Origin of the sequence: Bradyrhizobium sp. 613_E4_N2_2, from assembly GCF_052075995.1 — a bacterium.
GTDB lineage: Bacteria > Pseudomonadota > Alphaproteobacteria > Rhizobiales > Xanthobacteraceae > Bradyrhizobium > Bradyrhizobium barranii.
In genome coordinates this window covers 1,025,066-1,049,381 of record NZ_CP197234.1, presented here as the reverse complement: position 1 = coordinate 1,049,381, position 24,316 = coordinate 1,025,066, and the positions used below count along the sequence as shown (strand labels likewise).

Here is a 24,316-nt window from a genome sequence, read left to right as displayed (position 1 = left end):
GCTTTTGCAAGTGGGCCACTTCCGCGGACGCCCTTCGGGTGCAAACCGATTATATCGATTTCACCTCGCCGCCGTCCATCCGCAATGCCGAGCCGGTCATCCAGCGCGCGCCGGGCGATACGAGGAACGCCATCAACTCGGCGATCTCTTCCGGCTCGCCGTAACGCGCGATCCCGGCGTCCTTGGGAAACTTCGCCGTGGCTTCCTCGACGGTCATGTTGTGCAGGGGCGCCCAGTGCTCGAGGTAGGAGCGGCGGCGGCCCGTCATCACCGGCCCCGGCAGGACGCTGTTGACCTGGACGCCATCACTGATTCCCTTGTCGGAGAACGCCTTTGCCAAGGCGACGATTGCAGCGTTGATGGTGCCGACCGCGGCATAGGGCGCCTTGGGGAAAGAGGCCGAGTTTCCCGACATCAAGACCACCGCCCCCTTTGCGGCCATGAGCGACGGCCAGGCGGCGATCGTGAGCCGCCGGGCGCCATGCAGCTTCAACGCCAGTCCGGCGTCCCACTGTGCCTCCGTCGTCTCGAACAGATCGACCTGAGGTACCGCGCCTGCGATATTGAGCAGGGCATCGATCCGGCCGAACGCCGCCAAGGTCTGGTCGACGACAGATTGAGCGGCACGAGGTTCGGCCAGATCGGCGTCGATCACCAGCACCCCGGCGCCGGCGGCCCTGACCGCCTTTGCGGTGTCCTCGAGATTGGCGCGGTTTCGTGCGACCAGGGCAAGCGCCGGGAAATCGCGCGCCAGGCGCACCGCGGTCGCCCGGCCGATTCCCTGGCTCGCCCCCGTCACGATCGCGACTGATTTCGACATATCAACCCTCCCCAATACCAAGCTTGTAAATATCAGTCGCGAACGACGACCATCTTTCCGACCGCCTCGTTCGCCTCCATGACGCGATGCGCCTCGCGAATCTCGTCGAAGCGAAAGACCCGCGCCGGCTTGACGTCCAGCCGGCCGGCTGCGGCGTCGGCGGCGATTTCCCTCAGCGGCACGTCGGAGAGCGGGAACCCGGGCGTGCCGAACACGAAGCTACCGAAGAAGGTCAGGTAGACGCCGCTCGGCATCTGCAGCAGCGGGTTGAAATCCGGAATCGGATCAAGCCCGCCGAGCCAGCCGGCGAGACAGGAGCGGCCGCCGCGGCGAAGCATGGCGAGGGAGTCGAGCACGACGCTGTTGCCGACGAGGTCCAGGACTGCGTCGACCTGCTTCGCCTCGGGCAGATGCTTTGAGAGATCGCGCCGTTCAATTTCGCACCGCGCGGCTCCGAGCTTCTCCAGCATCGCAAAGCGCTCCCGGCTGCGCGTCGTCGCGATGACCCGCGCGCCGGCATTGACCGCGAGCTTGAGTGCCGCCTGACCGAACGAGGACGTCGCTCCGCGGATGACGAGAAGCTGACCTTTCGCGAGATCGAGATTTCGAAAGAGACAGGTCCATGCCGTCGCGAAGGTTTCGGGGATCGCTGCGAGCTCGGCCCATGGCAAATCCGCATCGATCGATGCGACATTCGAGACCGGCGCACGCGTGTATTCGGCGTAGCTGCCGTTGATGGTCCGGCCGAGACCGCCCATCAATGCGGCCACCTTTGCGCCCACCGGAAATTCGCCGCCCGGGCACGACTTCACGAGACCGACGCATTCGATACCGCTGATCGGCGCCGCTTCGGCCCATTCACCCCGGCGCATGTGCATTTCCGCATGATTGATGCCGAATCCCTTGACTTCGATGACGGCATGACCGGGCTGCGGCTCCGGCTCCGGAACGTCCCGATAGACGAGGCTGTCCAGGCCGCCGAATTTTTCAAGGACGATAGCGCGCATGATGGCTCTCCTGACGTTTCTCGCGGCGAGGGAAGCGACCGTTACCTATTCGAATTCAGCTGGCCAAGAAACTCACCGATCGCCGCTGCGATCTCCCGCGCGTGAGTCTCGAGCGCAAAGTGCCCTGTGTCGAAGAAGCGCACTTCGGCGCCCGGCATGTCGCGCTGAAACGCCGTCGCGCCCGCCGGCAGGAAAAAGGGATCGTTCTTGCCCCAGACCGCCAGGAAGGGCGGCTTGTGCTTGCGGAAGTAGGCCTGGAATTCCGAATACAAGGCGACGTTGGTCCTGTAGTCGCCGAAGAGATCGAGCTGGACCTCGTCCGCGCCTGGGCGCTCGAGATAATGGTTGTCCAGCGTGTATCCGTCAGGGGAGACCAGGGAGACGTCAGGCACCCCGTGGGTGTATTGCCAGACCGTCGTCTCCGGCGAAAGGAATGATCGCAGCGCCGCCCGATTCACTTGCGATGCATCTTGCCAGTAAGCCCGGATCGGGCTCCAGCCTTCGCTCAATCCCTCCTCATAGGCATTGCCATTCTGCGAGATGATGGAAACGATGCGTTCGGGATGTCGAAGGGCCATCCGAAAGCCCGTCGGCGCGCCATAGTCGAAGACGTAGAGCGAGAAACGGGCGAGTCCGATGACTTCCGTAAATCGTTCGATCACCTGCGCCAACGCGGCGAACGTATAGGCAAAGCTCTCGGGGGCCGGCATGTCGGACTGGCCGAACCCGGGCAAATCCGGCGCCACCAGTCGGAAGCGATCCGAGAGCGCCGGGATCAAATCGCGGAACATGTGGCCAGCGGTCGGAAATCCGTGCAGCAGCAGCAAGGCGGGCGCGTCAGCCCGACCAGCCTCCCGGTAAAATACGTTCAGTCCGTCCACGTCCGCCTTGCGGTATCGAATGCTCGTCATTTGTGGTCCCTCCCTCGACACCTGTTGCGCCCGGTGAAATCGATGATCCGATGGCGGCCGATCCGAGGCGGTCTCACCTGGACATTCGTGACTCGGGACGATCCGGTTACAGACTCCCCGGGGATTTCTGCCCGTACGAGACGGCCTGTCGCCTCCTCTGCCCGATCTATCGCCCCTCGGATCTATTCATTCGAACTCCCTGCGATAGTCCGTAGGAGTCCAACCCGTCGCTTTGCGAAAGGCGGAGCTGAAGGAGCTCGTTTGCGCATAGCCCAGGCTGAGTGCGATGTCCGTAATCGATACCGCGCGATCCGCCAGCCGCAGCTTGGCGAACTCCATGCGTCGCTGCACCTGATACTGGTAGGCCGGGATTCCGAACGACTTCTTGAAAGCGCGGCAGAAGTGGTGAACGCTGAGCCTGACGAGCTCGGCGAGCGTGAGGAGGCAGACCTGTTCTCCCAGATGCCCCTCGACGTACTCGACCACGACACGCTTCTGCCAACCCGCGAGACCTCCACGACTGACCGCTGCCGGTTCGCGAACAACATCGTGATCAGACCTGGAAAGCTCGTGGGCGAGCACGCCGCAGAGCGCCTCGAGGTAAGGCGCGCAATTCGTCTCTGCGCTCTCGATCGCCTTCTTCAATTTGGAGGCGGTCTCCCAGACCAGCGGATCCTCGAAGTATATTCTTGGCGCGAGCCCGGCCGCGCCGTCGTCGGACTTGTGAAACGCGGCGGGATCGAAGTAGAGGAAGGTCACCTGCGCCGACGAGGCAGTCTCATGCCATTCCCGATAAGCGCGTCCCGCCGGGACAAAGGTCAGCCTGTGCTCGGAGCCTCGCAGCTTCGACGAGCAGAGGCCATCGATTGAGGTCTCACCGCTTTTCCGCGCTCCCTCGTTGTACAACGCCAGGAGATGTCTCGATCCCTGAAAGCGAAATTCAATCCTGTTTCCGACCGGGAGGTGAACGCTCTCCGAAAACCACCAGCGCCAGCCGATCCCAAGGCGCTTCACCGGCTCGGAAGGCGTTATGCTGACCGTCGGATGAAGCGCCGCGTCGGACGGCCTGGAAGACAGTGTCTCGTCCACCGGCCGGATTGGCGAAGCGGAGACCGCCATCCGTGGCGTGGTCTCACTCGAATTTGATACGTACATCCCCATCGTCGTCGCCCTGTTCTGTGCTCCGGATGGCCGCGTCCAATCGTCAACGAATTTCTGCACGGAGGAGATGCCCTGATCGCCTGGATACGGGCGTTGAAGCCGCAAGCTGCACGTGGCGTTACCTCTCCGGTCAAGGCGCGCTGCCAACGCCGGCTGGCAGCACCGCACAGGGGCAACATGCTTTTCATCGCGCTGGCGGACAATCTCACGCTTGTGCTGTTCCGGCCCATACTTAGGTATGGGTCGCGTGCAGGGACGGCGCCGAGATGATTCAGCACGAGATGCCAGTCCCGGAGGCGAAGCTTCAGCCCTGGAGTTGGAGCGCTTCGGCCATTCGCACGAGCATTGCCGCGGTTCTTGCCCCGAGCTTCCGCATCACGCTGCCACGATGCATCTTGACTGTCGCTTCGCTGATCGAGAGCTCGCTGGCGACCTGCTTGTTCATCAGACCGGATGCCACCAGCGTCATCACTTGCCGCTCGCGCGTGGTCAGCAGTGCAAACTTCTCCTGCAACTGCGCCAGGTGCGCGCTGTCGTCGCGCCGATCGATGTCCTTTCGGATCGCGGCCGTGATCGCATCGAGAAGATCCTGATCCCGTATCGGCTTGGTGAGAAAATCGACCGCCCCCAGCTTCATGCCTCTTACCGACATGGGAATGTCGCCAAAGGCGGTCATCAGGATCACCGGGATTCCGACATTGATTTTCGTCAGGTACTCCTGCAGCTCCAAGCCACTCGTGCCGGGCAATCTGACATCGAGCACCAGACACGCAGGGGCGTCAGACAGTTCAACCTTCAGGAAGTCCGAAGCAGATCCGTACAGGGCGACCTTGTAGTGCAGGGACTCGAGCAGGTCGCCAAGGGACTCGCGAACCGCGCGGTCATCGTCGACGATATGAACAACGCCGGAGGGAGGCATGTCTACCGGCTTTCCGACGTCTGAACCGCCTGGCGAAGCGGGAGAGCGAAGGTGAACTTCGCTCCGCACCTCCCGTTTTCTTCCACCCATAGCTGTCCTCCGTGGAGTTTCACTATCTTGCGGCAGATCGACAGTCCCAGACCGAGTCCCGCTCCCTTCGTCGTATAGAGCGTCTCGAAGACCCGCTCTCTATCAGCCGGGCTGATGCCGCCCCCCGTATCCGCGATTGCCACGGAAATCATACCATCGGCGACCCCCGAAGAGAGGGCCAAAATGCGGTTCCCGTCCTCGACCCCGGCCATGGCCTCGATCGCATTGCGCACGAGATTGAGCGCGACCTGCTGGACCTGAACACGGTCTGCTTCGACACGCGGCGATGATCGATCGAAGTCGGTACGGACGATGACCCCGGCCCGCTCGATTTCCCTGTTCGACAGAAGCAGAACCTCCGCAACCGCATCGTTGATATCGAACTCGGCAAAATGGACCTGCGTGCCCCGCACCAGAGAGCGGACCCCGGTCACAACCTCCGCAGCTCGACGCGCCTGCCTGATGATGCGCGCGACCGATTTCCGGGCCTCCCCGGCTTGAACGGGATCCCGGGCGAGCCATCGGAGGCAAGCTTCCGCGCTCATGATCATGCCCGTCAGCGGCTGATCGATCTCGTGAATGATCGAGCCGGCGAGCTCGCCAAGGGACGTCAGACCCGTCGCCCGCGCAAGCTCGTTTCGCGCGTCGGCGAGAGCCTGCTCCGCCGCCTTCCGTTGCGACACATCCGTGATGATGCCTTCCAGCTCGAGGTCTCCCGTGGGCCCCTCATCGAATTGCCCGACGGCCACGACATGCAACGTCTTGCCGTCCCGGTGAACCACCCGGTACTCGTGGGTGAATGGCGACTTTGTGCTGATCGCCTCGGTGAGGTCCTGCTCCAGCGCGGGATAATCCTCGGGGTGGACCCGGCTCCTGAACACCTCGAAGGGCACGGGGTTTACGTCCAGGTCGATATCCAGGATGCGGTAACATTCGCGCGATCCGCGGGAGAGCAGGGTCCGCGTGTTCCAGCGATAGCTGCCCATCCCGCCGATCTGCTGACCTCTGACCATCCACATATTGGTCTCGCGCAGCGCCTCGAACAGGCGGACGGATTCGAATGAGACGGCGGCCTGATTGGCCAGCATGGATGTCACCCAGACGCATCGCGGCGTGAAGATCTCCGCATCTCCATCCGCTTCGAGATAGAGAACGCCGATCGCCCAGTGCTGGTGAATCAACGGCAGGCACAGCTGCGCTATCTTTCCAGACGGCGGGTTTGCGGGATCGATCAGTGCCGAGCTCTCCGCGCCGGCTTGCCTCACGACCGTTTGCTTTCGATCGAGCACCTGTTCGGCAAGGTCGCTCGGCAGGCGGAATTCGGCGTGCGGCGGGAAGGAGGCAAGGAAGTTCGCCCTCTCGCGCGGGAAGCTCGCATCGGCCTTGGCAAGCAGCTCTCGTTGCCCGCTGAGCAGGATCGCCCCCCGACTGGCCCCGGAGTAGCTCAGCGCCTCCATGAGGAGAGCCTTGGCCAATCCCTGATAGCTGATTTCTCTCGAGATAATCTGAAACGCCTTTGCGACCAGATCGAGTTCGTGCGTCTCGTTATCAAGCCTCATACCGAGATGTCTCGTCGTGAAAATCATTTCCAGACGTCTCGACGCATCACCCCGCCGCTTGCGTATCGAGGGGTGGGACGAGAGCGCGTCAGTACGCCGCAACATGTAACGGGACTTGCGAACGTTGCCAAGTTTGGTCGCGAGAGCCGCGGTTCACGAGCCCGCGCCATGCACGTCGTTGCGCATTCGCCCGATTTTTTCGAAGCAGGTGTAACCGATGCGACGTTTGCTCCGAATGTCTACGAAAGTGCGGAGCAGCGGCATTGCGCCCCGCTGGCCGTCGGCATGACTCGCTTGCCGCTCAGCCTTAATCGGGGCGCCGAGACACTGCCGCGCAGGCCTGCATCGGCAAGGAAACAGGAATGATGACCGCGGACTCTCCGAAGACAGAACGCCTGAATGCCCTCTCGGACGCGGTTTTTGCAGTCGTTATTACAATTCTCGCCCTGGACCTGCGCCCGCCGCACGCTCCGAGCCTCGATGCTCTGTTCGAACTCTGGCCGACCGTCATCGGCTACGCAGTCAGCTATCTCTTCATCGCCATCGTCTGGGTGAACCATCACCATCTTCTGCACTATGCCAGCGCGGCGACGCCCCGATTGATCTGGGGAAACTTCGCTCATCTGTTTTCAGTATCGCTTCTGCCGTTCTCGACAGCCTGGATCGCGAGCTCAAAGCTGGCGCCCCTGCCCGTCACCGTCTATGCCGGCGTATTCGCCCTGGTGAACGCGACCTATCTGCTGCTGTGCTGGGAAGCCGTCGACCGGCCGGCGATCGAGGCGATCCCGGACAAGGCGCGCATGATGATGCGGATGCGATCCTTGACCACCCTGTTCGGCTTCCTCGCCGCGGCGGCCGTCTCGTTGCACTATCCCATTCTCGCGCTGGCCATGATCTGCATCTGCCTTGCCGTGTATCTCAAGCCTCAGGTCGCAGGACACGGGCCGCATCCTGCTTCAGCAGATACAACGATACCGCAAGCAGCACGACATCCTTCATCAGGAACGGAACGTTGCCCGTCATCGCCGGAAAGCCGCCTGCAGCAGCATCCCAACCGTCCGGCATAAACGGAATGATCGTGACTGTTGCGATGAAGGTGCCGGTCGATCCAAGGGCGCCCAGAATGCCGAGGCGCTTGCTCCAGAAGCCCGCGAATATCAAAGCACCAACGGTCCATTCGGCGACGCCGAGGAACCAACTGGCACCTTGATGGCCGAAAGCGGGATAGAGCCACCAGATCAGCGGACCGTTGCTGATGAAGGGGTCCAGGCGGTCCGCCTCGTACGCCCACCATTTCTGGTAGCCGAAGAAGAAGAACAGGATCACCATCGACGCCCGGACGATGTGGTAATCTAGGTCACCCGCAAGCAGCCCCGATATCGGCAGCCTGCTTGCGAATGATTTGCGCGGGGCACTCGCCAATGTACTCATGGTGTCGATCCTCCTGATCCTAACTGACAGGCCCTTGCGTGGTCAGCGTCTGACCGAGATCGATCAGAAGCCGGCAGACAAGACCGCCGGGCGCGAAGTCGAGATCGACCTGCGCGCCCGGCAGGGCCCTTGCGATCAATTGCGTGCCAAAGCCTCTGCGTTCGGGCTTGGTCACAATCGGTCCGCCGCGCTCGCGCCACTGGATCGCAAGACCTTGTCCGCCGAGATAGGGCGGGCTTTCCCAGATCACTTCGACGGCTCCTGCCGTCGATGTCAGCGCGCCGTACTTGCTCGCGTTGGTAGCCAGCTCGTGAATGATGACGTGCAGCGCCAAGGCGATGTGCGGCTCCAGCGTGAGGTCCGGCCCCGCGAGCAGAATGCGGCCTCTGTGAAACATCGCGTGCGGCTTGAGCGTTCGCTCCAGCATCGCCGCGAGGGACACGCGCTGATCTCCCGCGGATTCAATCATCCTGTAGGCGTCGGACAGGGTCGCGATCCGTGCCGAGAGCGCCTCGCGAAAATCGGCGGTCGTATTCGCATCGGTGTTGTTCACGAAGCACAGAACGATGCTCAGGATATTGCGCATGCGATGCTGCAGTTCCCTGACGACAAGCTCAAGCCCGTCATCCCGGATCGGGGCGATCCGCTCATAGTGCGCGCACCCGCTTCCGCCGTCGTGGAACGAACCGGTGACAGTGTGCCTCATGTGCGGACCTATCGCTGTTTGCTGAACCGGATTTCGATCAACACCCGCGGCAGATTTTCAGCTTCTTGTCGAGATCTGCGTCCAGACCTTCCAGTTTCCGGTTGAAGTCGGTAATGCGCTTCTGCAACGCATCCTCGGCGACTGAATTCGGCATGAATTCATTGCCGCGCGGCTGCACCTGGACGGTCTCGGCCGGGCTCGGCGCTTTCGGCGACGGCGCCGGGAGCGGATCTGCCAGGGCGGTTAGAGGAATGGCGGCGAAGCTCAGGATGAGGGATGAACGGAGTTGCATGGTCGCGCCTCAACGCAGTTGATTGCCATGATGACGCGCACATTATGCAGCATGTGTACGAGCCTCGCTGTTCGTGGATTGCGCCGATTGAGGCGATATTGTTGGAAATGATTCCGTTTGCGCCCCCGATTCATCCTAGGGTGCCGCCGGCGCGGGCCTTTGCTCCGCGAGAATGACCGAGAAGAGCCCGCTGTCGTCACTCCAATCGGCGACGGGATGCCATCCGCCGGCCTGCAGCAGGACGAAGGCATCCCTCCGCCCGTATTTGAGGCTGTTCTCCGTGTGGATGGTCTCGCCCTTCGACAACGAGAAGACGCGACCGTCGACCTCGAAGCGGACGTCGCGCGTGGCTTCCAGATGCATCTCGATACGCGCCTCCGCATCATTCCAGCGCGCCAAGTGGCGAAACGCGCCCAGGGGAATCGAGCCGCCCAGCTCGCGGTTGATCCGGTGCAAGAGGTTGAGATTGAATGCGGCCGTCAGCCCTTGCGCGTCGTCATATGCTGGCAGGAGAACATCCTGATCCTTGATACGGTCGATGCCGATCAGCAGCATCGATCCGGCCCCCAGGGTCACCGCCATCGCCCGCAACAGGTCGACCGCCGCAGGCACAGTGAGGTTTCCGATCGTCGACCCCGGAAAGAAGCCAAGGCGCGCAGTCGAGGCAATCTCGTCCGGCAGCGCAAAGGGATAGGTGAAATCGGCCTCGGTTGGATAGATCGGCAGTCCCGGGAATGCATGCGACAAGCCTACCGCAACCTCCCGGAGGAATTCGCCCGAGATGTCGATCGGCACATAGGCGGAAGGCTCCGTCTCTGCCAGCAACAGTCGCGTCTTTGCCGACGAGCCTGAGCCGAATTCTATGACTGCGCGGCCCGGCCCCGCGAGCGCGGCGATTTCCGATGCTGCGGACGCAAGGATCGATCGCTCGGTTCGTGTCGGGTAGTATTCGGGCAGCAGCGTGATGGCTTCAAACAGAGCCGATCCGCGGCGGTCATAAAGCCATCTCGCCGGAATTGCCTTTGGCGCGAGGCTCAGCCCTTCCATGATGTCATAGCGGAACGCCGCCGTCAGGTCGGCCACCGTAGATCGCATTTCGTTCTGGAGTTGAAGCAATTTCGGCTTTCCTTCGCACGACGTCTCGGTCGGCCCGGCCCGCGGCCGCAATGACGTCAGGAGACCAATGTGGACAATTTCTTCAGGCCGCGATGGATATTGATCTTAACCAGGGCCGCCGACTGTCCGGTCGCACCGGCCGCTCGCGCGATGCTCAGACCATTGAGCTTCACGAGGCGGATCACGCTCTCTTGCGCAGGCTTCAACCGCCCAAGCAGCTGGTCCAGCGCGGCAGCGCTGATCGCGGCACCTTCGTGATCCTCGATTGCGATGTCTTCGTCGAGCGCGAGCGCGCTGTAGCGAGACGCATCGCGCACACGATCGACCCATTTATAGCGGGCAATCGCCGTGACCCAGGCGCCGAAGGGCTTCGAGGCCGCAAACGTGTGGCGTTTCGCGTGAATGGCCAGGAGCACCTCCTGCCTCGCATCGTCGGCGGCGGGATAGGGAAGCCGGCGCGCGTAGTAGGCCCGAAGCCACAGATCCAGCTCCCGCAGCAATCGCTCATATGCGTCTCCATCCCCTGCTCGCGCCGCAAGCAAGAGCCGGCCCCATCGCTCCGAACAATCGTTCCATCTCTCCCAACGGGCCGCCTTTCGGCGATCATGTCGCGGCGAATCCGTCTCCCCCCGGGGTCGTGCACGCCCGGGCTCGTCGCCGCCGGACGATTGCGTCGCCATAGAGGACGAGATGTCGTCATCCGAGAGCGCTTTCATCTTCGAAGGCTCCTGTCGAGACACTCAAGCAGCGCGCTCGTTTCGAACGGCTTTCTGAGAAGGCAGAATGCGCCGATCGAGGCCGCTTCGGCGTCCAGCTGCTTGTGAGGAAGCGCGGTAATGAGAATCACCGGCGCTCCGACCTTCTGCTGCTGGAGCTCGCGAACGAGGTTGAGCCCACCCATTCCAGGCATGTGAACGTCGGCAATGATGCAGTCGAAGCTGAACCGGCCGGCGTAGCTCAGCAGCGCTTCGGCCCTGTCAAACGGCTCGGAGCGGTAGCCGATCGATCGCATCAGATCCACCAAAGACAGGCACAGGGCCTCGTCGTCATCGACGACACCTACGTAAGGGACCTTCACCTGACTTACCCTCGCAAGACGCGATCATCATCGAAACGCGATCGCAACACGGGCGATTGAAGCGCAAGCCGCTCTCCAGTTGACCAGGCGGTTGCTGTCGTGACGTTCGATGCTTGTTCGCGAGAGGCACATGTTCGGTCTCCCCAACTGAGGAAAATCCAGTAGCTGCGCCAGGATCGGTTGCGCATGTCGGCCTCGAGCATGCGTTCGGTGGGCGCCTCCGGCAATCTCGCGATTGTGATGCACAGACCCATACTTTGGTATGGGTTTGCGGCGCCAAGAGCGAGCCACCGAGGGCGACGCGATGTCAGGCCACGCCGATCCCGACCGCCTGCGGCCGAACAGCGCAAGTTTGAAAAAAGCACGATAATCCGCGCACAGCGCGTTCTTCGAAGCTTGGCTACCGTTCAGATCACGACAGACGTCGACGCCGCCCTTGGCGCCAATCCGCGACCTCGAGGATGAGACGACATCCGATGGACCATCTCATAAAGAAACTGTCCGAGCTCGATCTGGTCAGAGGCGATTTTGACTACCATGCCACGCGTGTGGCGATGATCATCGTGTTCTTCGTCTTCAGCTGCCAGAAATGGTTCGACTACGAAGCGCACGCGTTGATTCCGTTCATCAGCAATGGTCCGCTGATCTTCTGGCTGTATCCGGTGTTTGGCGTGCGCGGCGCGGCCTACTTCCTGGGTTCAGCGGAATTGCTGTTTGGATTGCTTCTTCTGCTCGGCTTCTGGAGCAGAAGACTGGCGATCCTGGGATCGCTGGGTTCATGCGCGACCTATGTCGCCACCGTGACGATCATTCCGTTCTTTCCCGACGCCTGGGCCGCGCCGGCTGGCGGATTTCCTGCGGCCACGTTGCCGTTCCTCTTCCTCATGAAGGATGTGGTACTGCTTGCGGCTTCCATCTATCTGCTCAAGCGTGACCTCCTCCGGGCAGCAGCCGACGTGTCGCCGGCTCAGAACGGGATTGTTCGACAGGAAGCGATGCAATAGCGCCGGTTGGCAGGCGATCATGCAGAGCTGCGAGGGACGGACGCCAAGTTTATTCTCCACGTGAACGTAGGTTTGGGGCGACGGCTCATAGACCTTGACGCTGTCCACGCTGAACGGCCTTTCGAAGAATCCCGCAGTTTCCCCGCGCTCAAGCTGGATGCATCATCCGCGGTTGAGCGGAATTGCCGATCAGAGCGCATCGGAACAACTCTTGTCGGTGACGCTGGATCCGAACGGAATGTGGCCCATACCACGACTCCGATCCCGGCTATTGTTGGGGATTGGCGTTGGGAGTACGTTCCCGGACGGGACAGGTGAACACCTTTCCCTCCTTTTCAATCGACTGGCCGGCTAGTTCCGGAGTCCGGCAGATGCACGTATCCTCGCGGGTATCCACGAATGGCAATGCCGGTCTCAAAGCGTCATGGGACGACGGCGAGCGCGTCTTTTGTCGCGAATGGCGCCGGGGCGCCGATGGCGATGTCAACAGTGTCCTGACCGTTAGGGCGGCTGCGGAACATCCGCCGGCCGCGGTCCTCGACCGGCTCGCCCATGAATACGCCTTGCGCGACGAGCTCGATGGGACCTGGGCCGTACGGCCGCTGGAGCTGATCCGCGACGGTGGTCGAACCTTGCTGATATTGGAAGATCCCGGCAGCGAGCCGCTCGAGCAGTTGCTCGGCGCGCCGATGAAGCTGGACCATTTCTTGCGATTGGCTCTCGGCATCACCACCGCCGTCGACCAGCTGCATCGGCAGGGCCTGGTCCACAAGGATTTGAAGCCGGCCAATCTTCTGGTGAGCGGAGCAGACGAGGTCAGGATCACCGGATTTGGCCTTGCATCTCGCCTGCCGCGCGAGCGACAGCAGCTCGAACCACCGGAGACCATGGCGGGCACGCTGGCCTACATGGCGCCCGAGCAGACCGGCCGCATGAATCGGTCCGTGGATTCCCGCAGCGATCTGTACGCAATCGGCGTGACGTTCTACCGGATGCTGACGGGCGTACTGCCGTTTACCGCGGCCAATCCGATGGAATGGGTGCACAGCCACATCGCGAGACGTGCCGTTCCGCCCGCCGAACGAGTCAATGGTGTGCCTTACGCCGTGTCGGCGATCATCATGAAGCTCCTCGCCAAGACGGCCGAGGACCGCTACCAGACCGCCGCCGGTCTCAAGAGCGACCTCGAACGGTCGCTCGCCGAGTGGGAAGCGCAGGGACGGATCGATGATTTCGTCCTCGCACAAACCGATATACCGGACCGCCTGCTGATTCCCGAACGGCTCTACGGCAGGGAGCACGAGATCGAGGCGTTGCTCACCTCGTTCGATCGCGTCACCCGGAGCGGCACGCCCGAGTTGATCCTGGTGTCCGGCCCCTCCGGTATCGGCAAGTCCGCTTTCGTCGACGAAATGCAGAAGGCCTTGGTCCCGTTGGGAGGCTTCTTCGCCTCCGGCAAGTTCGATCAGCACAAGCGCGATATGCCTTACGCGACGCTCGCGCATGCGCTTCAAGGCCTTATCCGAGGCCTCCTCGCCAAGAGCGATGCCGATCTGGCACCCTGGCGTAACGCACTGCACGACGCGCTGGGCCAGCTCGGTCAGCTGATGTTGGATCTCGTACCGGAGCTGCGGCTGGTGATCGGGGATCAACCACCTGTCCCGGAGGCCCCCCCGCAAGACGCACAGCGACGCTTCCAACTCGTCGTTCGACGCTTCATTGGCATCTTCGCCAAGCCTCACCATCCGCTCGTGCTTTTCTTCGACGACCTGCAGTGGCTCGACGTGGCCACACTGGATCTGATCGCGTTTCTTCTGAACAGATCCGACCTGCAAAATCTGCTTCTCATCGCCGCCTATCGACGCAAGGATGTCGACGTCAAACATCCGCTGGCACAACGGCTCGTCGAAATTCGCGCCTCCCGTAAACGGGTGCGGGAAATCGACCTGGCACCCCTCACCCGCGCTGCCGTCGAGGAATTCACCGCGGATGCACTTCACTGCGAGCCGGCATACGCCATGCCCCTGGCGCAGCTGATATACGAGAAGACTAACGGGAATCCGTTCTTTCTCACGCAGTTTTTGCGGGCACTGGCCGAAGAAGAACTACTGGCCTTCGATCATGACAAGCGACAGTGGCACTGGGATCTCGAACGCATCAAGGAAAAAAGCTACGCCGAAAACGTCGCGCGTCTCATGGTCGGCAAGCTGAGCGGTTTGCGCGACGAGACACGTCAGGCCCTGCTGGAGCTGGCCTGCCTGGGCAACAGCGCCGAGATCGCAATGCTCTGCCTCGTGCACGGAGCATCGGAGCAGACGCTGCACGCGGATTTGAAAGACGCGACGCGTCTCGAACTGGTCCGACGCCTCAAGAGCTCTTACGCGTTCGTCCACGATCGCGTGCAAGAGGCCGCTTATGCGCTTCAACCGGACCAGGACAGGCGAACGGCCCTGCACCTTCGGATGGGTCTGGTCCTGGCAGCGCAGCTGACGCCCGACGAAACCAACGAGCGCGTCTATATCGTTGCCAACCAGCTGAACCGCGGCATCGCCGCTTTGACGAACGGCGCGGAACGCGAACAGGTCATTGCCGTCAATCTCGCCGCGGGCCGGCGCGCGCGAAATGCAACGGCTTACCATGCGGCGGCAACCTACCTTGAAATCGCCCGCGAACTGCTCGGAGAGGAAGGGCGTCCGCGGTACAGCCGGGACGCCTTCGCGATCGGCCTGCTCCACGCCGAATGCAAATTCCTGCTCGGCGAGCTGAACACGGCGGAAGCGGAATTGACGGTCCTGTCGCAGAGCTGTTCGGACATTCAGGCGAGCGCCGAGGTCGCCAGACTCCAGGCGCAGCTATACACCACCGCGGGACAGCTCGAGCGCGCGGTTGACGTTTGCCTCGCATTTTTGCGCAGAACCGGGATTGACTGGTCTCCTCATCCCAGCCGCAGCGAGGTGGACGAGGATCGGCGACGCCTGCGGAGCTTGACCGAAAAGCTGTCCGACGAGCAGCTTCATGCGCTACCGCCGATGACCGATCCGGATCATCGTGCGACCATGGGCGTCCTGGCCGATCTCCTCACGCCTGCGTTTCTCACCGATCGCAACCTCTCCGACACCATGCTCTTGGAGGCCACTCGACTGACGCTCCAGCACGGGACCAGCCCTGAAGCGTGCTACCCGCTGACCGCCATATTCGGCGTGCTCGCGAGCAATTCAACCGATGCCGAACTTGGATTCCGGCTATCGCAATTTGGCGCAGCCCTTGCCGACAGGCAGCCGCAGACAGGGCTGAGCGGCCGGGCGCTTTTGGTATTCGGCCTTCACGTGACCCCATGGATTCTCCCGATCCGATCGGGACGGCCGTTCATTCGGCGCGCACTCGCAATCTGCTTGACGACCGGAGATCTGGCATTCGCGGCGTATTCGCATCGCGGACTGATATCGGTGGATCTCTTCTGCGGCGATCCGCTCATGGACGTCTGCTCGCGCGCCGAGCGGTCTCTGGCATTCGCCGAGGGTCTGGGCGTCCGATTGGCTGCGGAGGGCCTCATCAGGCAACGAGATCTGGCGCAGAGCCTTATGGGGCGCAATGGCCGGAATGACTTCGAGAGCCCCGCGGCGCTTCAGCCCTCGGATGCGAGCGAACCGATAAGCGCCTTCTTCTACTACGCGACGCAAATTCAGATCGAAGTCATTGCCGGACGTGACGATGTCGCGATTGCCCTCGCCGCACGCGCAGAAGCGCTCTCATGGTGCGCCCGCTCTTATTCGGATTTCACCGAATACCGGTTCTACACGGCGCTCGCTCATGCCGGGGCTTATCACGCATCACGCCCCGAGGATCGCGAGCGGCGCCTCGGCGACCTCCGGGAACACCACCGCAAGCTGACGGTCTGGTCCAACCGCTGCCCCGCAAACTTCGCCGCCCGGCAGAAGCTCGTCACGGCGGAGCTTGCGCGCATCGAAGGTCGCGAACTCGAGGCGGAACAGCTGTACGAGGAATCGATCCGATTGGCGCAAGAATCCGGCTTCGCGCAGATCGAGGCGATCGCTGCGGAACGCGCGGCAGGGTTCTACGAGGCGCGCGGCATTCGAACGGTCGTTCTTTCCTACCTGACAAAAGCGCGCGATTGCTACGCGCGCTGGGGCGCCGAGGCGAAGGTGAGCCAGCTCGAGAAACTTCATCCCAACCTGCGGGAGCGAGGATCCGCGCTCAGCACCGCAGGCACGATCGGTGCACCTGTCGAACAGCTGGACCTTGCGACGGTTCTCAAGGTGTCGGAGGCTGTTTCAGGCGAGATCGTGCTGGAGAAGCTCACGGAGACCCTGCTTCGTTCGGCCATCGAGCACGCGGGTGCGGAACGCGGCGTGCTGATTTTGCCGAGGGGTTCCGAGCTGAGAATTCGGGCGGACGCCGTGACTGGCGGCGGTTCGGTCGCTCTCGATCTCGCCGATTCACCGATCTCCGCCGCTGAAGTGCCGATGTCGATCGTACTTTACACGGCTCGCACCCAGGAAAGCGTCGTGCTCGACGATGCCTCGACGAGCAGCGCGTTCGGCGGCGACGAGTACATCCAGAAGAAGCACGTCCGGTCAGCCTTGTGCGTGCCGCTCGTCAAGCAAGGCAGGGCGGTGGCATTTCTGTATCTGGAGAACAATCTCGCCTCGCGCGTCTTCACACCCGCCCGGATCGCGATCCTCAAGTTTCTCGCATCCGAGGCCGCGACCTCGCTCGACAATGCCCGTCTGTACCGGGAGCTTCAGGAGCGGGAGTCGAGGATCCGCCGGCTGGTCGAGGCCAACATCATCGGGATATTCATCTTCGATCACACCCCCGACATTCTCGATGCCAACGACGCGTTCCTGAAGACCATGGGATATGATCGCGAGGATCTTGCCGCAGGCCGGTTGCGCTGGGCAGATCTGACGCCGCCCGAATGGCAGGAGCGCACCGACCGCGCCCGGGCCGAATTGAAGGCGACGCGGGTCGTCCACCCGTTCGAGAAGGCGTTCTTCCGCAAGGACGGCAGCCGGGTGCCGGTGCTGACCGGCGGAGCCCTGTTCGACGACGAACAGGAGCAAGGCGTTGCCTTCGTGCTGGATCTCAGCGAGCGCAAGCGCGCCGAAACCGAGGCACGCGAGAACGAGCAGCGTTACCGCGTGGCTCAGATGGAGCTGGCCCACGCCAACCGCGTGGCGGTGATGGGACAGCTGACGGCGTCGATCGCCCACGAGGTCAATCAGCCGAACACCGCCGTCATCGCCAGCGCGCAAGCGGCCTTGAGCTGGCTCGATCACCAACCGCCGGCGCTGGAGCAGACGCGCAGGGCGCTGACACGCGCCATCGAGAACGGCATCCGCTCCAGCGAGGTCATCGAGCGAATCCGGGATCTCGTCAAGAAATCACCGCCCAAACGGGATTCCCTGGCGATCAACAACGTCATCGGCCAAGTCATCGAACTCACGCAGGCCGAAGCGGCGCGGCACGATGTGTCGATCCAGACGATATTCGCCGATCGTCTGCCCAAGGTCATCGGGGATCGCGTCGAGCTGCAGCAGGTCACGCTCAACCTGATCCTGAACGCCATCGAGGCAATGAGCGAGACAACGGGGGGCAAGCGCGAGCTGTTGATCCAGACCGCGAGAGCGGATGCCGAGAGCATACGCGTATCGATCACGGATTCGGGACCAGGCTTGTCGGCGGAGGGCCTCGCGCGGCTGTTCGAACCCTTCTACACGACCAAGTCGGGCGGCCTCGGTGTCGGACTGTCGATATGCCGCTCGATCATCATTGCGCATGGCGGCAGGCTCTGGGCGACTGCAAACGAACCGCGCGGAGCCGTCTTCCAGTTCACTGTTCCGATCGATGACGGCTTTACGGTTGGTTGAATCATCTCGGCTGGCGTCATCACACCGCAAAATTGGTGCGATGACCTGTAACCAAGGCCGGGCCGCGAACGAAATATAGCCGTCGGATCGCGCCGGCGAAGCCAAGCACGGGTCGGAACAGGTCCGCCACCGACCGACGGTGCGCTGCAGGGAGAGATCAGTTGGGACTGTCCTGGCAACAAGGCCCGTTTTCAACGGGCGCAATCGGCCGCTTTCTCGTCCCCGAGCAGCTGCCCAAGTGACTCCTGTACGTCGAACCGTTACGCCGCCGCCTCCGCGTGCGCTTTGGGGGAAGCTGGGTCGCCGATAGCGAGCGGGTGCTCCTCCTTTTCGAACCGGGCCATTATCCCGTGGCCTATTTCCCGGAGGCCGATGTTTCCCCACATGTGCTGGAACGCACCGAGCACATCACTCAACACGCCGATCTTGGGCCGACGTCCTGGTACAGCGTTCGGGTCGACGAGCAACACATCGCGGCGCGAGGAGCATGGCGGCACACCAACCTGCCCGCCCATGCAGGCGATTTGCAGGGTCTGATCGCTTTTGCCTGGCGGGCCATGGATGCCTTCTACGAGGAAGACGAACGCATCGTGGGCCATGCCGCCGATCCCTATCACCGCATCGACATCCGCCAGACCGCTCGTAACCTCGTGGTCAACCACCAGGGCCGGGTCATCGCCGATACAAAGCAGCCGCTGGTCCTTTACGAGTCCGGCTTTGCACCCCGTTGGTATGTTCCACGTGCCGACATCGATGAGGCTGCCCTCACTCCGGTAAAGCTCCAGACCTTCTGCCCGTACAAGGGCCTCTGCAGCTATTACTCCATCGGAGACGCGCGCCAGGCGGCATGGTCGTATCCCGACGCCTATCCCGAAGTCCGCCGCATCTCCAATTTTGTATCGTTCGAGCCGGACATCGTGACGGTCCATCTCGATGGCACGCAGCTGCGTCTCGAACCCGGTCAATTGGTGGTTCCACACGGCCCCGATCGCAATCTTGACATCGCCGAGGTGGTCGCCGAGCCAGCGCCTGGTGGCCGGCCCGCTGAAGCGGCAACCAGTCCCCTCCATCGACGCGCGTGAGACGAACGAGCATATCTTCGAGATCGCGCGGCATTCAGCCTTTCGCGTCCACGACTATTGTGGCCCTCAACGGAGCCGCTCATCCCGAGCCTCCACTACGGGAGCGCCACAATGTCCCATCGTTCGAACCAGACACGCTCGATCCGCTCCGCTTTTGCGGGCCTTCTCCTGATCGGCTTGCTGTCGCCCGCACATGCCTCCGACCGGAACAGCTCTCTCGACGCCCTCCCCGATCTGCCGTCGCGGGCCGCCGCGCGTTTCGCCTCGGCCGAGCCGACGTCGCGCCTGCCCTGGCTCGCTCCGGTCGGCCACCGTCAGCCGAGCCGGGCCGATGCGCCTCAATCAGATGCTCTGTCGGCCTGGGAGCGTGAGCAGCAGCAGCGCGATCAGATGCTGGATCGCAAGCTCATCATCTGCCGCGGATGCTGAGCTAGCCCGGCCACCTCACGCTCGCCTGCCTAGGCATTCTCGCCAGCCGATGCCGTCTCTGCGCTCTTCGCCAGCTCCAGCTCGCCAATCGTCGCAGGCGACTGCGCAGCCTTTCGCCATTGCGCGGGAGTGATGCCCATGTGGCTCTTGAACGCCCGCTGGAATGCCGCCTCGGACAGATATCCGACCGCTTCAGCCACCGCTCCGGTCGAGAGCGAGGATTTCCTCAGTTCGTTCGTTGCCAGCGTCATGCGGATGTCGGTCAACAGCTCGCTCGGCGAACGTCCGACCTTCTCCTGGAATTGACGAGCGAGTGTCGCACGCGACATGTTGGCGAGCTGCGCGAGCTCGGGCAGCGTCCATGCGCGCGCGGGCGCGTTGAACATGGCCGCGACGACCGGCGCGAGGCGTGGGTGACCTGCGAGCGCAAGCAGCCCGCGTGGCGCGTCTCCGGTCTCGCTGGCGAGGCGCAGCACGAGCGCGAACATCGCCGTCGACAACGCGTTCAGCATCGCGCGGCCACCCAGCTGATCGTCTGCGGTCTCGCCGCGCATCAAGGCAACGAGACCCGCGAGCTGCCCCGCCGTGTCCCGCTCTCCGGCCTGCGCGCCGGCCCTCACGATCAGCACCGGCGGCAGATAGTTGCGCAGCAGCCGGTCGTGCGGCGGGGCGATCGAAAAATGTCCGCACAGCAGATCGAGCCGGGCGTCCGAGCCGGGATTCTCGCTGATCGTGAAGTTGAGTGACGCGCGGTTGCGGGCCTTCAGCGGCGCGGCTCCGCTGCCGTCGTGCATGACGTGCCGGGGGTTGCGCGGCAGCAGCAGAATGTCGCCGGCCTCCAGTAGCAACGGCCGGCCTCCCGCCGGATCGTCCAGCACCGCCGAGCCTACGAGCACCGCATGGTACGGGATCTCGTTGACCTCGCCCGGCCCCTGCTCGATCCGCCAGGGCGCGCCGTAGGAGCAGCGCAGGTCCAGACGGCCGCGCACCGGCATCATCTCGAACAGCCGGCTCAGCCAATCCATCGTATTCGCCTCTCAGTACGTCATTTGAGACGATTGAGCATATATACAAGCCTATAAAGCATTCAACATCTCACATCGCGACCCTACTGTCACTCCGCAATCGTTCACCACCCCAACACGGAGTGCCATCATGTCCCGACTTTCCGTCCCGAACCTCGAAACTGACGCCGGCCCCTCCGGCCAGGTCTATGCCCAGATCAAGAAGGCCATCGGCAGCGTGCCGAACACCTTTGCGGCCATCGCCGCCCATGGCCCCGCTGCGCTCAAGGCCGTGCTCGCTGCCGACACCGTGCTCGCCTCCGGCGGACTGACCAAGTCCGACAAGGAGATCATCAAGCTCGTCATCAGCGAAGCCGCCGGCTGTGACTATTGTGTCGCCGCCCACAGCCATCTCGCAAAGCTCGTCGGGCTGGCGCCGGAGATCCTGAAGCAGATCCGCGATGGCCGGCCCACCGGTGATGCCCAGCGTGATGCGCTGGTCGCTTTCGTCGACAAGCTTGCGCGCACCAGCGGCACCGTCAGCCACAAGGATTTCGTCGCGATCAAGGCCGCCGGCTACAGCGACGCGCAGCTCGTCGACATCAGCCTCGCCTTTGCCACCACCGTGTTCACCAACGTCTTCAACCGCATCAACGATACCGAGATCGACTTCCCGGCGCTCGCCTAACGCGACGGCCGCCACGTCGCTCATCTCACATCAGGGATCACGACCATGACCACGCTTGCCAACACCCACACCGCCCAAAATCCTCTCGTCCGCGCCCTGCAGGGATCCGGCCTGCTCGCGGAAGATCTCGACTACCATGTCGTCCGCGCCTCGATGGTGATCATGTTCTTCTTCTTCGGTTACCAGAAGTGGTTTCCGTACGAATTCGAACGGTTGGTCCCGTTCATCAGCAACGGCCCGTTGATCTGGTGGCTCTATCCCGTGTTCGGCCATGCCGGCGCCAGCTATTTCCTCGGTGTCTCCGAATGGACCTTCGGCGGGCTGCTGCTCGCGGGCTTCTGGAGCCACCGGCTTGGCGTGCTCGGCGCCCTCGGCTCGACCGGCACCTTCATCGCGACCGTCACGATCATTCCCTTCATGCCGGAGGGCTGGGACCTCGCCGCGGGAGGCTTCCCCGCGATGACGGGCAACGTGCCCTTCCTGATGAAGGACGTCGTGCTGCTCGCAGTCTCCTTCTATCTGCTAAGGCAGGATCTGGTTCGCCTGACGCGGTAACAGGTTGCATTCTGCCCAGGGCGACGCGTCGCCGGCGAGCTTTCCCGCTCGCCGGCGATGGCACGTCGCGACGATCACGGCAGTGTGCCCGCAAGCAGCCGCTTTCGCAGAGCATCAATGAACGCTCTTACCCGGACGGGCATTTGCGCGCGAGTCAGGAAAACCGCCCATATCCCAAGCTCGACCGGCGCGGCATCCGCCAGAACGATACGCTTCAACTCTCCGCGTTCAATCTGCTCGTACACATCCCAATAGGTCATCATGGCGACCCCCACGCCCGCAAGACAAGCCGCTCGAACAGCGTCGACTGTGCTGGCCGACAGCGGGCCGGCGATCCGGATCTGCTCCAATTCGCCTCCACGTACGAACGGCCAGGTCTCCATCGCATGAAGCTTGATGCAGGGGTGGCTCACCAGATCGCCCAAGGTTGCCGGTTCGCCGAAGCGAGCGATGTATGCTGGCGATGCGCAGAGGATGTAGGGATTGTCGGCGAGCCTTGTCGCGATCATGTCGGAAGGCTTCATCGGCGCCACTCGGATCGCAACGTCGAGACCCATCGAAGCGATGTCGACGCGATCGTCGCTCAGGACAAGATTGACCCGAAGCGCCGGGTTGTCCGCGATCAGCCCGGCCACGACGGGTACGATGACCGCATGGCCGATGACGTTCGGTGCGGTGACCTTGAGCACACCTGAGAGGCCCGAGCCGGCGGACGCCACGGACTCGAATGCTGAATCGCGGGCGGCTATCAGGGCGGCGGCGTGAGGCAAGAAGGCCTCGCCCTCAGGGGTGAGCGACAGTGAGCGCGTGGTCCGATGAAACAGGCGCGCGCCGAGCTCAGCTTCAAGCGCTGCGAGCCTTCGACTGACCAACATTGGCGTGGTGCCCATCTCTCGCGCCGCAGCGGACAGGCTACCGGCGGTCACGATGCTGCGAAACAGGGCCACATCTGCGAAATCCATTTTATAACGATAATTGATAAAGTGCTTAGCTTCCAGCCGGACTTCTGTCGGCTCACGGCAAGCTCTAGATCGATTTTCAGCAAGGGAGGCGACTCCCGAAGGTAAAGGCCCTGGAGATTCAGATTATGGACAACGAAGCGAAGGCGCTTTTCACGCCAATCGATATAAACGGCCGTACCGCAAAGAACCGTCTTGCTGTTGCGCCAATGACGCGCATCACGGCGACCCAGGACGGACGGGCCACCGAAACCATGACGCGATACTACGAGCGGTTCGCGCGAGGCGAGTTTGGAACGGTCATCACCGAAGGCATCTACACAGACCAGGCGTTCTCGCAGGGCTACGTCCATCAGCCCGGCATGACCGACGACGTGCAGGCCAGGGCCTGGAAGCCGGTCGTCAACGGCATCAAGGCGCACGGAGCGGTGGCCATTGCTCAGATGATGCATGCCGGAGCGATCAGTCAAGGCAATCGCTTTCGCGACAGCACGGTGGCGCCGTCTGCCATTCAGCCCAAGGGCGAGCAGATGACATTCTATCACGGAAAGGACCGCTACATGCTGCCGGCAGCCATCACGGAAGAGCAGATCGCCGACGCCATTGCTGGCTTCGCGGGCTCGGCCGCGCGAGCGATCCACATCGCCGGGTTCGACGCCATCGAGATTCACGGCGCCAACGGCTACCTGCTCGACCAGTTCCTGACCGACTACGCCAACAGCAGAACCGATCGCTGGGGCGGCACCACGGAGAACCGCGTGCGGTTAATCGTGGAAACCTTCAAGGCGGTGCGCGCGAAGGTCGGAAGCGCGGTGCCGGTCGGCGTCCGCATCTCGCAAGGCAAGGTGAACGACTATCATCACAAATGGGCGGGTGCGGAGCGTGACGCCGAAATCATCTTCGGCAGCCTCGGCGATGCCGGCGCCGACTTCGTCCATGTGACCGAGTTTGAGGCGTGGAAGCCCGCTTTCGCCAAGGCCGGCCCGTCATTGATGCGCCTCGCCAAGCGCTACGCCCCCAAAGCGACGATTTTCGCCAATGGCAGCCTGCACAACATCGAGCAGGCGGTGGCTGCGCTCGACGATGGCGCCGATGTCGTCACGATAGGCCGCGGGGCCTTGGCGAACCCCGATCTGCCCAAGCGTCTGTTGGACCGCAGCTCTCTGGATGAGTTTGACCCTGCGATCCTCGGCCCCATCGCTGACATCAAGGACACCGAACTGATGATGTGAGCGCGTCCCGCGACGTCGATGCCGAGGGCCGACGCTCTGAAGATCGTGCACGCATCGAAAGGAGCGATCATGACGGACGCGATCTCCGATGCCTCGGTGGCGTTGTCGCTCATGCTGGAAGCATTGCGCATGCTCGATGGGCCCGAGCATTCGAAGGCTGCGGCCCACCTTCGAGCAGCCATCGAGCAGCTATCGCCTCACGCCGCGCAACACTTGCTTCCACCTCTCGGTGAGGCTCCGAGCAGGTCCTAAGTCGTCATCGGGCGTGTAACCGCGACGACCTCATTCATCGTTTCGGCACCGCTCATCTCACCGCACGACCCGTGAAGACGGCAAGGCCGTGATGGTCGAGGCCGCCTGTGATTTTGTAAAAAGACTTCAG

General features: G+C 62.8%; 22 protein-coding genes and 1 pseudogene. 9 read left to right on the top strand and 14 right to left on the bottom strand.

The window, feature by feature from the left end:
- Positions 1-49: 49 nt before the first annotated feature.
- From AB7290_RS04900 to AB7290_RS04875, 6 genes are all read right to left on the bottom strand, one after another.
- Positions 50-820 (bottom strand): SDR family oxidoreductase, encoded by a 771-nt coding sequence (locus tag AB7290_RS04900; protein ID WP_085403504.1) that lies wholly within the window; start codon positions 818-820, stop codon positions 50-52.
- A gap of 32 nt (positions 821-852) precedes the next feature.
- Positions 853-1,827: a zinc-binding alcohol dehydrogenase family protein gene (locus AB7290_RS04895; RefSeq protein WP_085403503.1), complete on the bottom strand. Its 975-nt coding sequence runs from the start codon at positions 1,825-1,827 to the stop codon at positions 853-855.
- 41 nt (positions 1,828-1,868) lie between these two features.
- Positions 1,869-2,738 carry an alpha/beta fold hydrolase gene (locus AB7290_RS04890; RefSeq protein WP_085403502.1) on the bottom strand — a complete coding sequence of 290 codons (870 nt, stop codon included), beginning with the start codon at positions 2,736-2,738 and terminating at the stop codon, positions 1,869-1,871.
- A gap of 186 nt (positions 2,739-2,924) precedes the next feature.
- Positions 2,925-3,857 carry a helix-turn-helix transcriptional regulator gene (locus AB7290_RS04885; RefSeq protein ID WP_085403501.1) on the bottom strand — a complete coding sequence of 311 codons (933 nt, stop codon included), beginning with the start codon at positions 3,855-3,857 and terminating at the stop codon, positions 2,925-2,927.
- 346 nt (positions 3,858-4,203) lie between these two features.
- Positions 4,204-4,818, bottom strand: coding sequence for a response regulator transcription factor (locus AB7290_RS04880; protein ID WP_085403500.1), 615 nt, complete (start codon positions 4,816-4,818; stop codon positions 4,204-4,206).
- A gap of 2 nt (positions 4,819-4,820) precedes the next feature.
- Positions 4,821-6,467 (bottom strand): ATP-binding protein, encoded by a 1,647-nt coding sequence (locus AB7290_RS04875; protein ID WP_161495883.1) that lies wholly within the window; start codon positions 6,465-6,467, stop codon positions 4,821-4,823.
- A gap of 168 nt (positions 6,468-6,635) precedes the next feature.
- Between AB7290_RS04875 and AB7290_RS04870 the strand changes: the two genes are divergently transcribed.
- Positions 6,636-6,833 (top strand): hypothetical protein, encoded by a 198-nt coding sequence (locus AB7290_RS04870; protein WP_135214668.1) that lies wholly within the window; start codon positions 6,636-6,638, stop codon positions 6,831-6,833.
- Positions 6,830-7,102: pseudogene (locus AB7290_RS04865) on the top strand (TMEM175 family protein); the annotation flags it as partial. The gene AB7290_RS04870 and the pseudogene AB7290_RS04865, both read left to right, overlap by 4 nt.
- 283 nt (positions 7,103-7,385) lie before the next feature.
- Here the strand turns inward: AB7290_RS04865 and AB7290_RS04860 are convergent.
- From AB7290_RS04860 to AB7290_RS04835, 6 genes are all read right to left on the bottom strand, one after another.
- Positions 7,386-7,898, bottom strand: coding sequence for a YkgB family protein (locus tag AB7290_RS04860; RefSeq protein ID WP_085403497.1), 513 nt, complete (start codon positions 7,896-7,898; stop codon positions 7,386-7,388).
- A gap of 19 nt (positions 7,899-7,917) precedes the next feature.
- Positions 7,918-8,604: a sensor histidine kinase gene (locus AB7290_RS04855; RefSeq protein ID WP_085403496.1), complete on the bottom strand. Its 687-nt coding sequence runs from the start codon at positions 8,602-8,604 to the stop codon at positions 7,918-7,920.
- Positions 8,605-8,641: 37 nt separating this feature from the next.
- Positions 8,642-8,896, bottom strand: a complete 255-nt coding sequence (locus AB7290_RS04850; RefSeq protein WP_063980878.1) for a hypothetical protein — start codon at positions 8,894-8,896, stop codon at positions 8,642-8,644.
- 135 nt (positions 8,897-9,031) lie between these two features.
- Entirely contained in the window at positions 9,032-10,012 is a 981-nt protein-coding gene (egtD, locus tag AB7290_RS04845; protein ID WP_244623151.1) for an L-histidine N(alpha)-methyltransferase, read from the bottom strand.
- Between the two features lie 56 nt (positions 10,013-10,068).
- Positions 10,069-10,512 carry a sigma-70 family RNA polymerase sigma factor gene (locus AB7290_RS04840; protein ID WP_223153778.1) on the bottom strand — a complete coding sequence of 148 codons (444 nt, stop codon included), beginning with the start codon at positions 10,510-10,512 and terminating at the stop codon, positions 10,069-10,071.
- Between the two features lie 212 nt (positions 10,513-10,724).
- Positions 10,725-11,090, bottom strand: coding sequence for a response regulator transcription factor (locus AB7290_RS04835; RefSeq protein ID WP_063980875.1), 366 nt, complete (start codon positions 11,088-11,090; stop codon positions 10,725-10,727).
- 476 nt (positions 11,091-11,566) lie between these two features.
- Between AB7290_RS04835 and AB7290_RS04830 the strand changes: the two genes are divergently transcribed.
- From AB7290_RS04830 to AB7290_RS04815, 4 genes are all read left to right on the top strand, one after another.
- Positions 11,567-12,094: a YkgB family protein gene (locus AB7290_RS04830; RefSeq protein WP_085403493.1), complete on the top strand. Its 528-nt coding sequence runs from the start codon at positions 11,567-11,569 to the stop codon at positions 12,092-12,094.
- Between the two features lie 371 nt (positions 12,095-12,465).
- Entirely contained in the window at positions 12,466-17,985 is a 5,520-nt protein-coding gene (locus tag AB7290_RS04825) for a trifunctional serine/threonine-protein kinase/ATP-binding protein/sensor histidine kinase (RefSeq protein ID WP_135214667.1), read from the top strand.
- A 278-nt stretch (positions 17,986-18,263) separates the two neighbouring features.
- Positions 18,264-19,067 (top strand): DUF427 domain-containing protein, encoded by an 804-nt coding sequence (locus tag AB7290_RS04820; protein ID WP_201266226.1) that lies wholly within the window; start codon positions 18,264-18,266, stop codon positions 19,065-19,067.
- A 111-nt stretch (positions 19,068-19,178) separates the two neighbouring features.
- Positions 19,179-19,496, top strand: coding sequence for a hypothetical protein (locus AB7290_RS04815; protein ID WP_071916798.1), 318 nt, complete (start codon positions 19,179-19,181; stop codon positions 19,494-19,496).
- Between the two features lie 29 nt (positions 19,497-19,525).
- Here the strand turns inward: AB7290_RS04815 and AB7290_RS04810 are convergent, their stop codons facing one another.
- Positions 19,526-20,521, bottom strand: a complete 996-nt coding sequence (locus AB7290_RS04810; protein ID WP_135216232.1) for an AraC family transcriptional regulator — start codon at positions 20,519-20,521, stop codon at positions 19,526-19,528.
- A 130-nt stretch (positions 20,522-20,651) separates the two neighbouring features.
- On the opposite strand from AB7290_RS04810, the gene AB7290_RS04805 reads away from it, so the two are divergent.
- Complete coding sequence (locus AB7290_RS04805) at positions 20,652-21,188, top strand: carboxymuconolactone decarboxylase family protein (protein WP_085403490.1); 537 nt, start codon at positions 20,652-20,654, stop codon at positions 21,186-21,188.
- 45 nt (positions 21,189-21,233) lie between these two features.
- Positions 21,234-21,743: a YkgB family protein gene (locus AB7290_RS04800; protein WP_085403489.1), complete on the top strand. Its 510-nt coding sequence runs from the start codon at positions 21,234-21,236 to the stop codon at positions 21,741-21,743.
- A 74-nt stretch (positions 21,744-21,817) separates the two neighbouring features.
- Here the strand turns inward: AB7290_RS04800 and AB7290_RS04795 are convergent, their stop codons facing one another.
- Positions 21,818-22,705 (bottom strand): LysR family transcriptional regulator, encoded by an 888-nt coding sequence (locus tag AB7290_RS04795; RefSeq protein ID WP_135216233.1) that lies wholly within the window; start codon positions 22,703-22,705, stop codon positions 21,818-21,820.
- Positions 22,706-22,830: 125 nt separating this feature from the next.
- On the opposite strand from AB7290_RS04795, the gene AB7290_RS04790 reads away from it, so the two are divergent.
- The gene (locus tag AB7290_RS04790) at positions 22,831-23,934 is read left to right on the top strand and encodes an NADH:flavin oxidoreductase (protein WP_085403487.1); all 1,104 of its coding nucleotides are present in this window, start codon (positions 22,831-22,833) and stop codon (positions 23,932-23,934) included.
- Positions 23,935-24,316 lie beyond the last annotated feature (382 nt).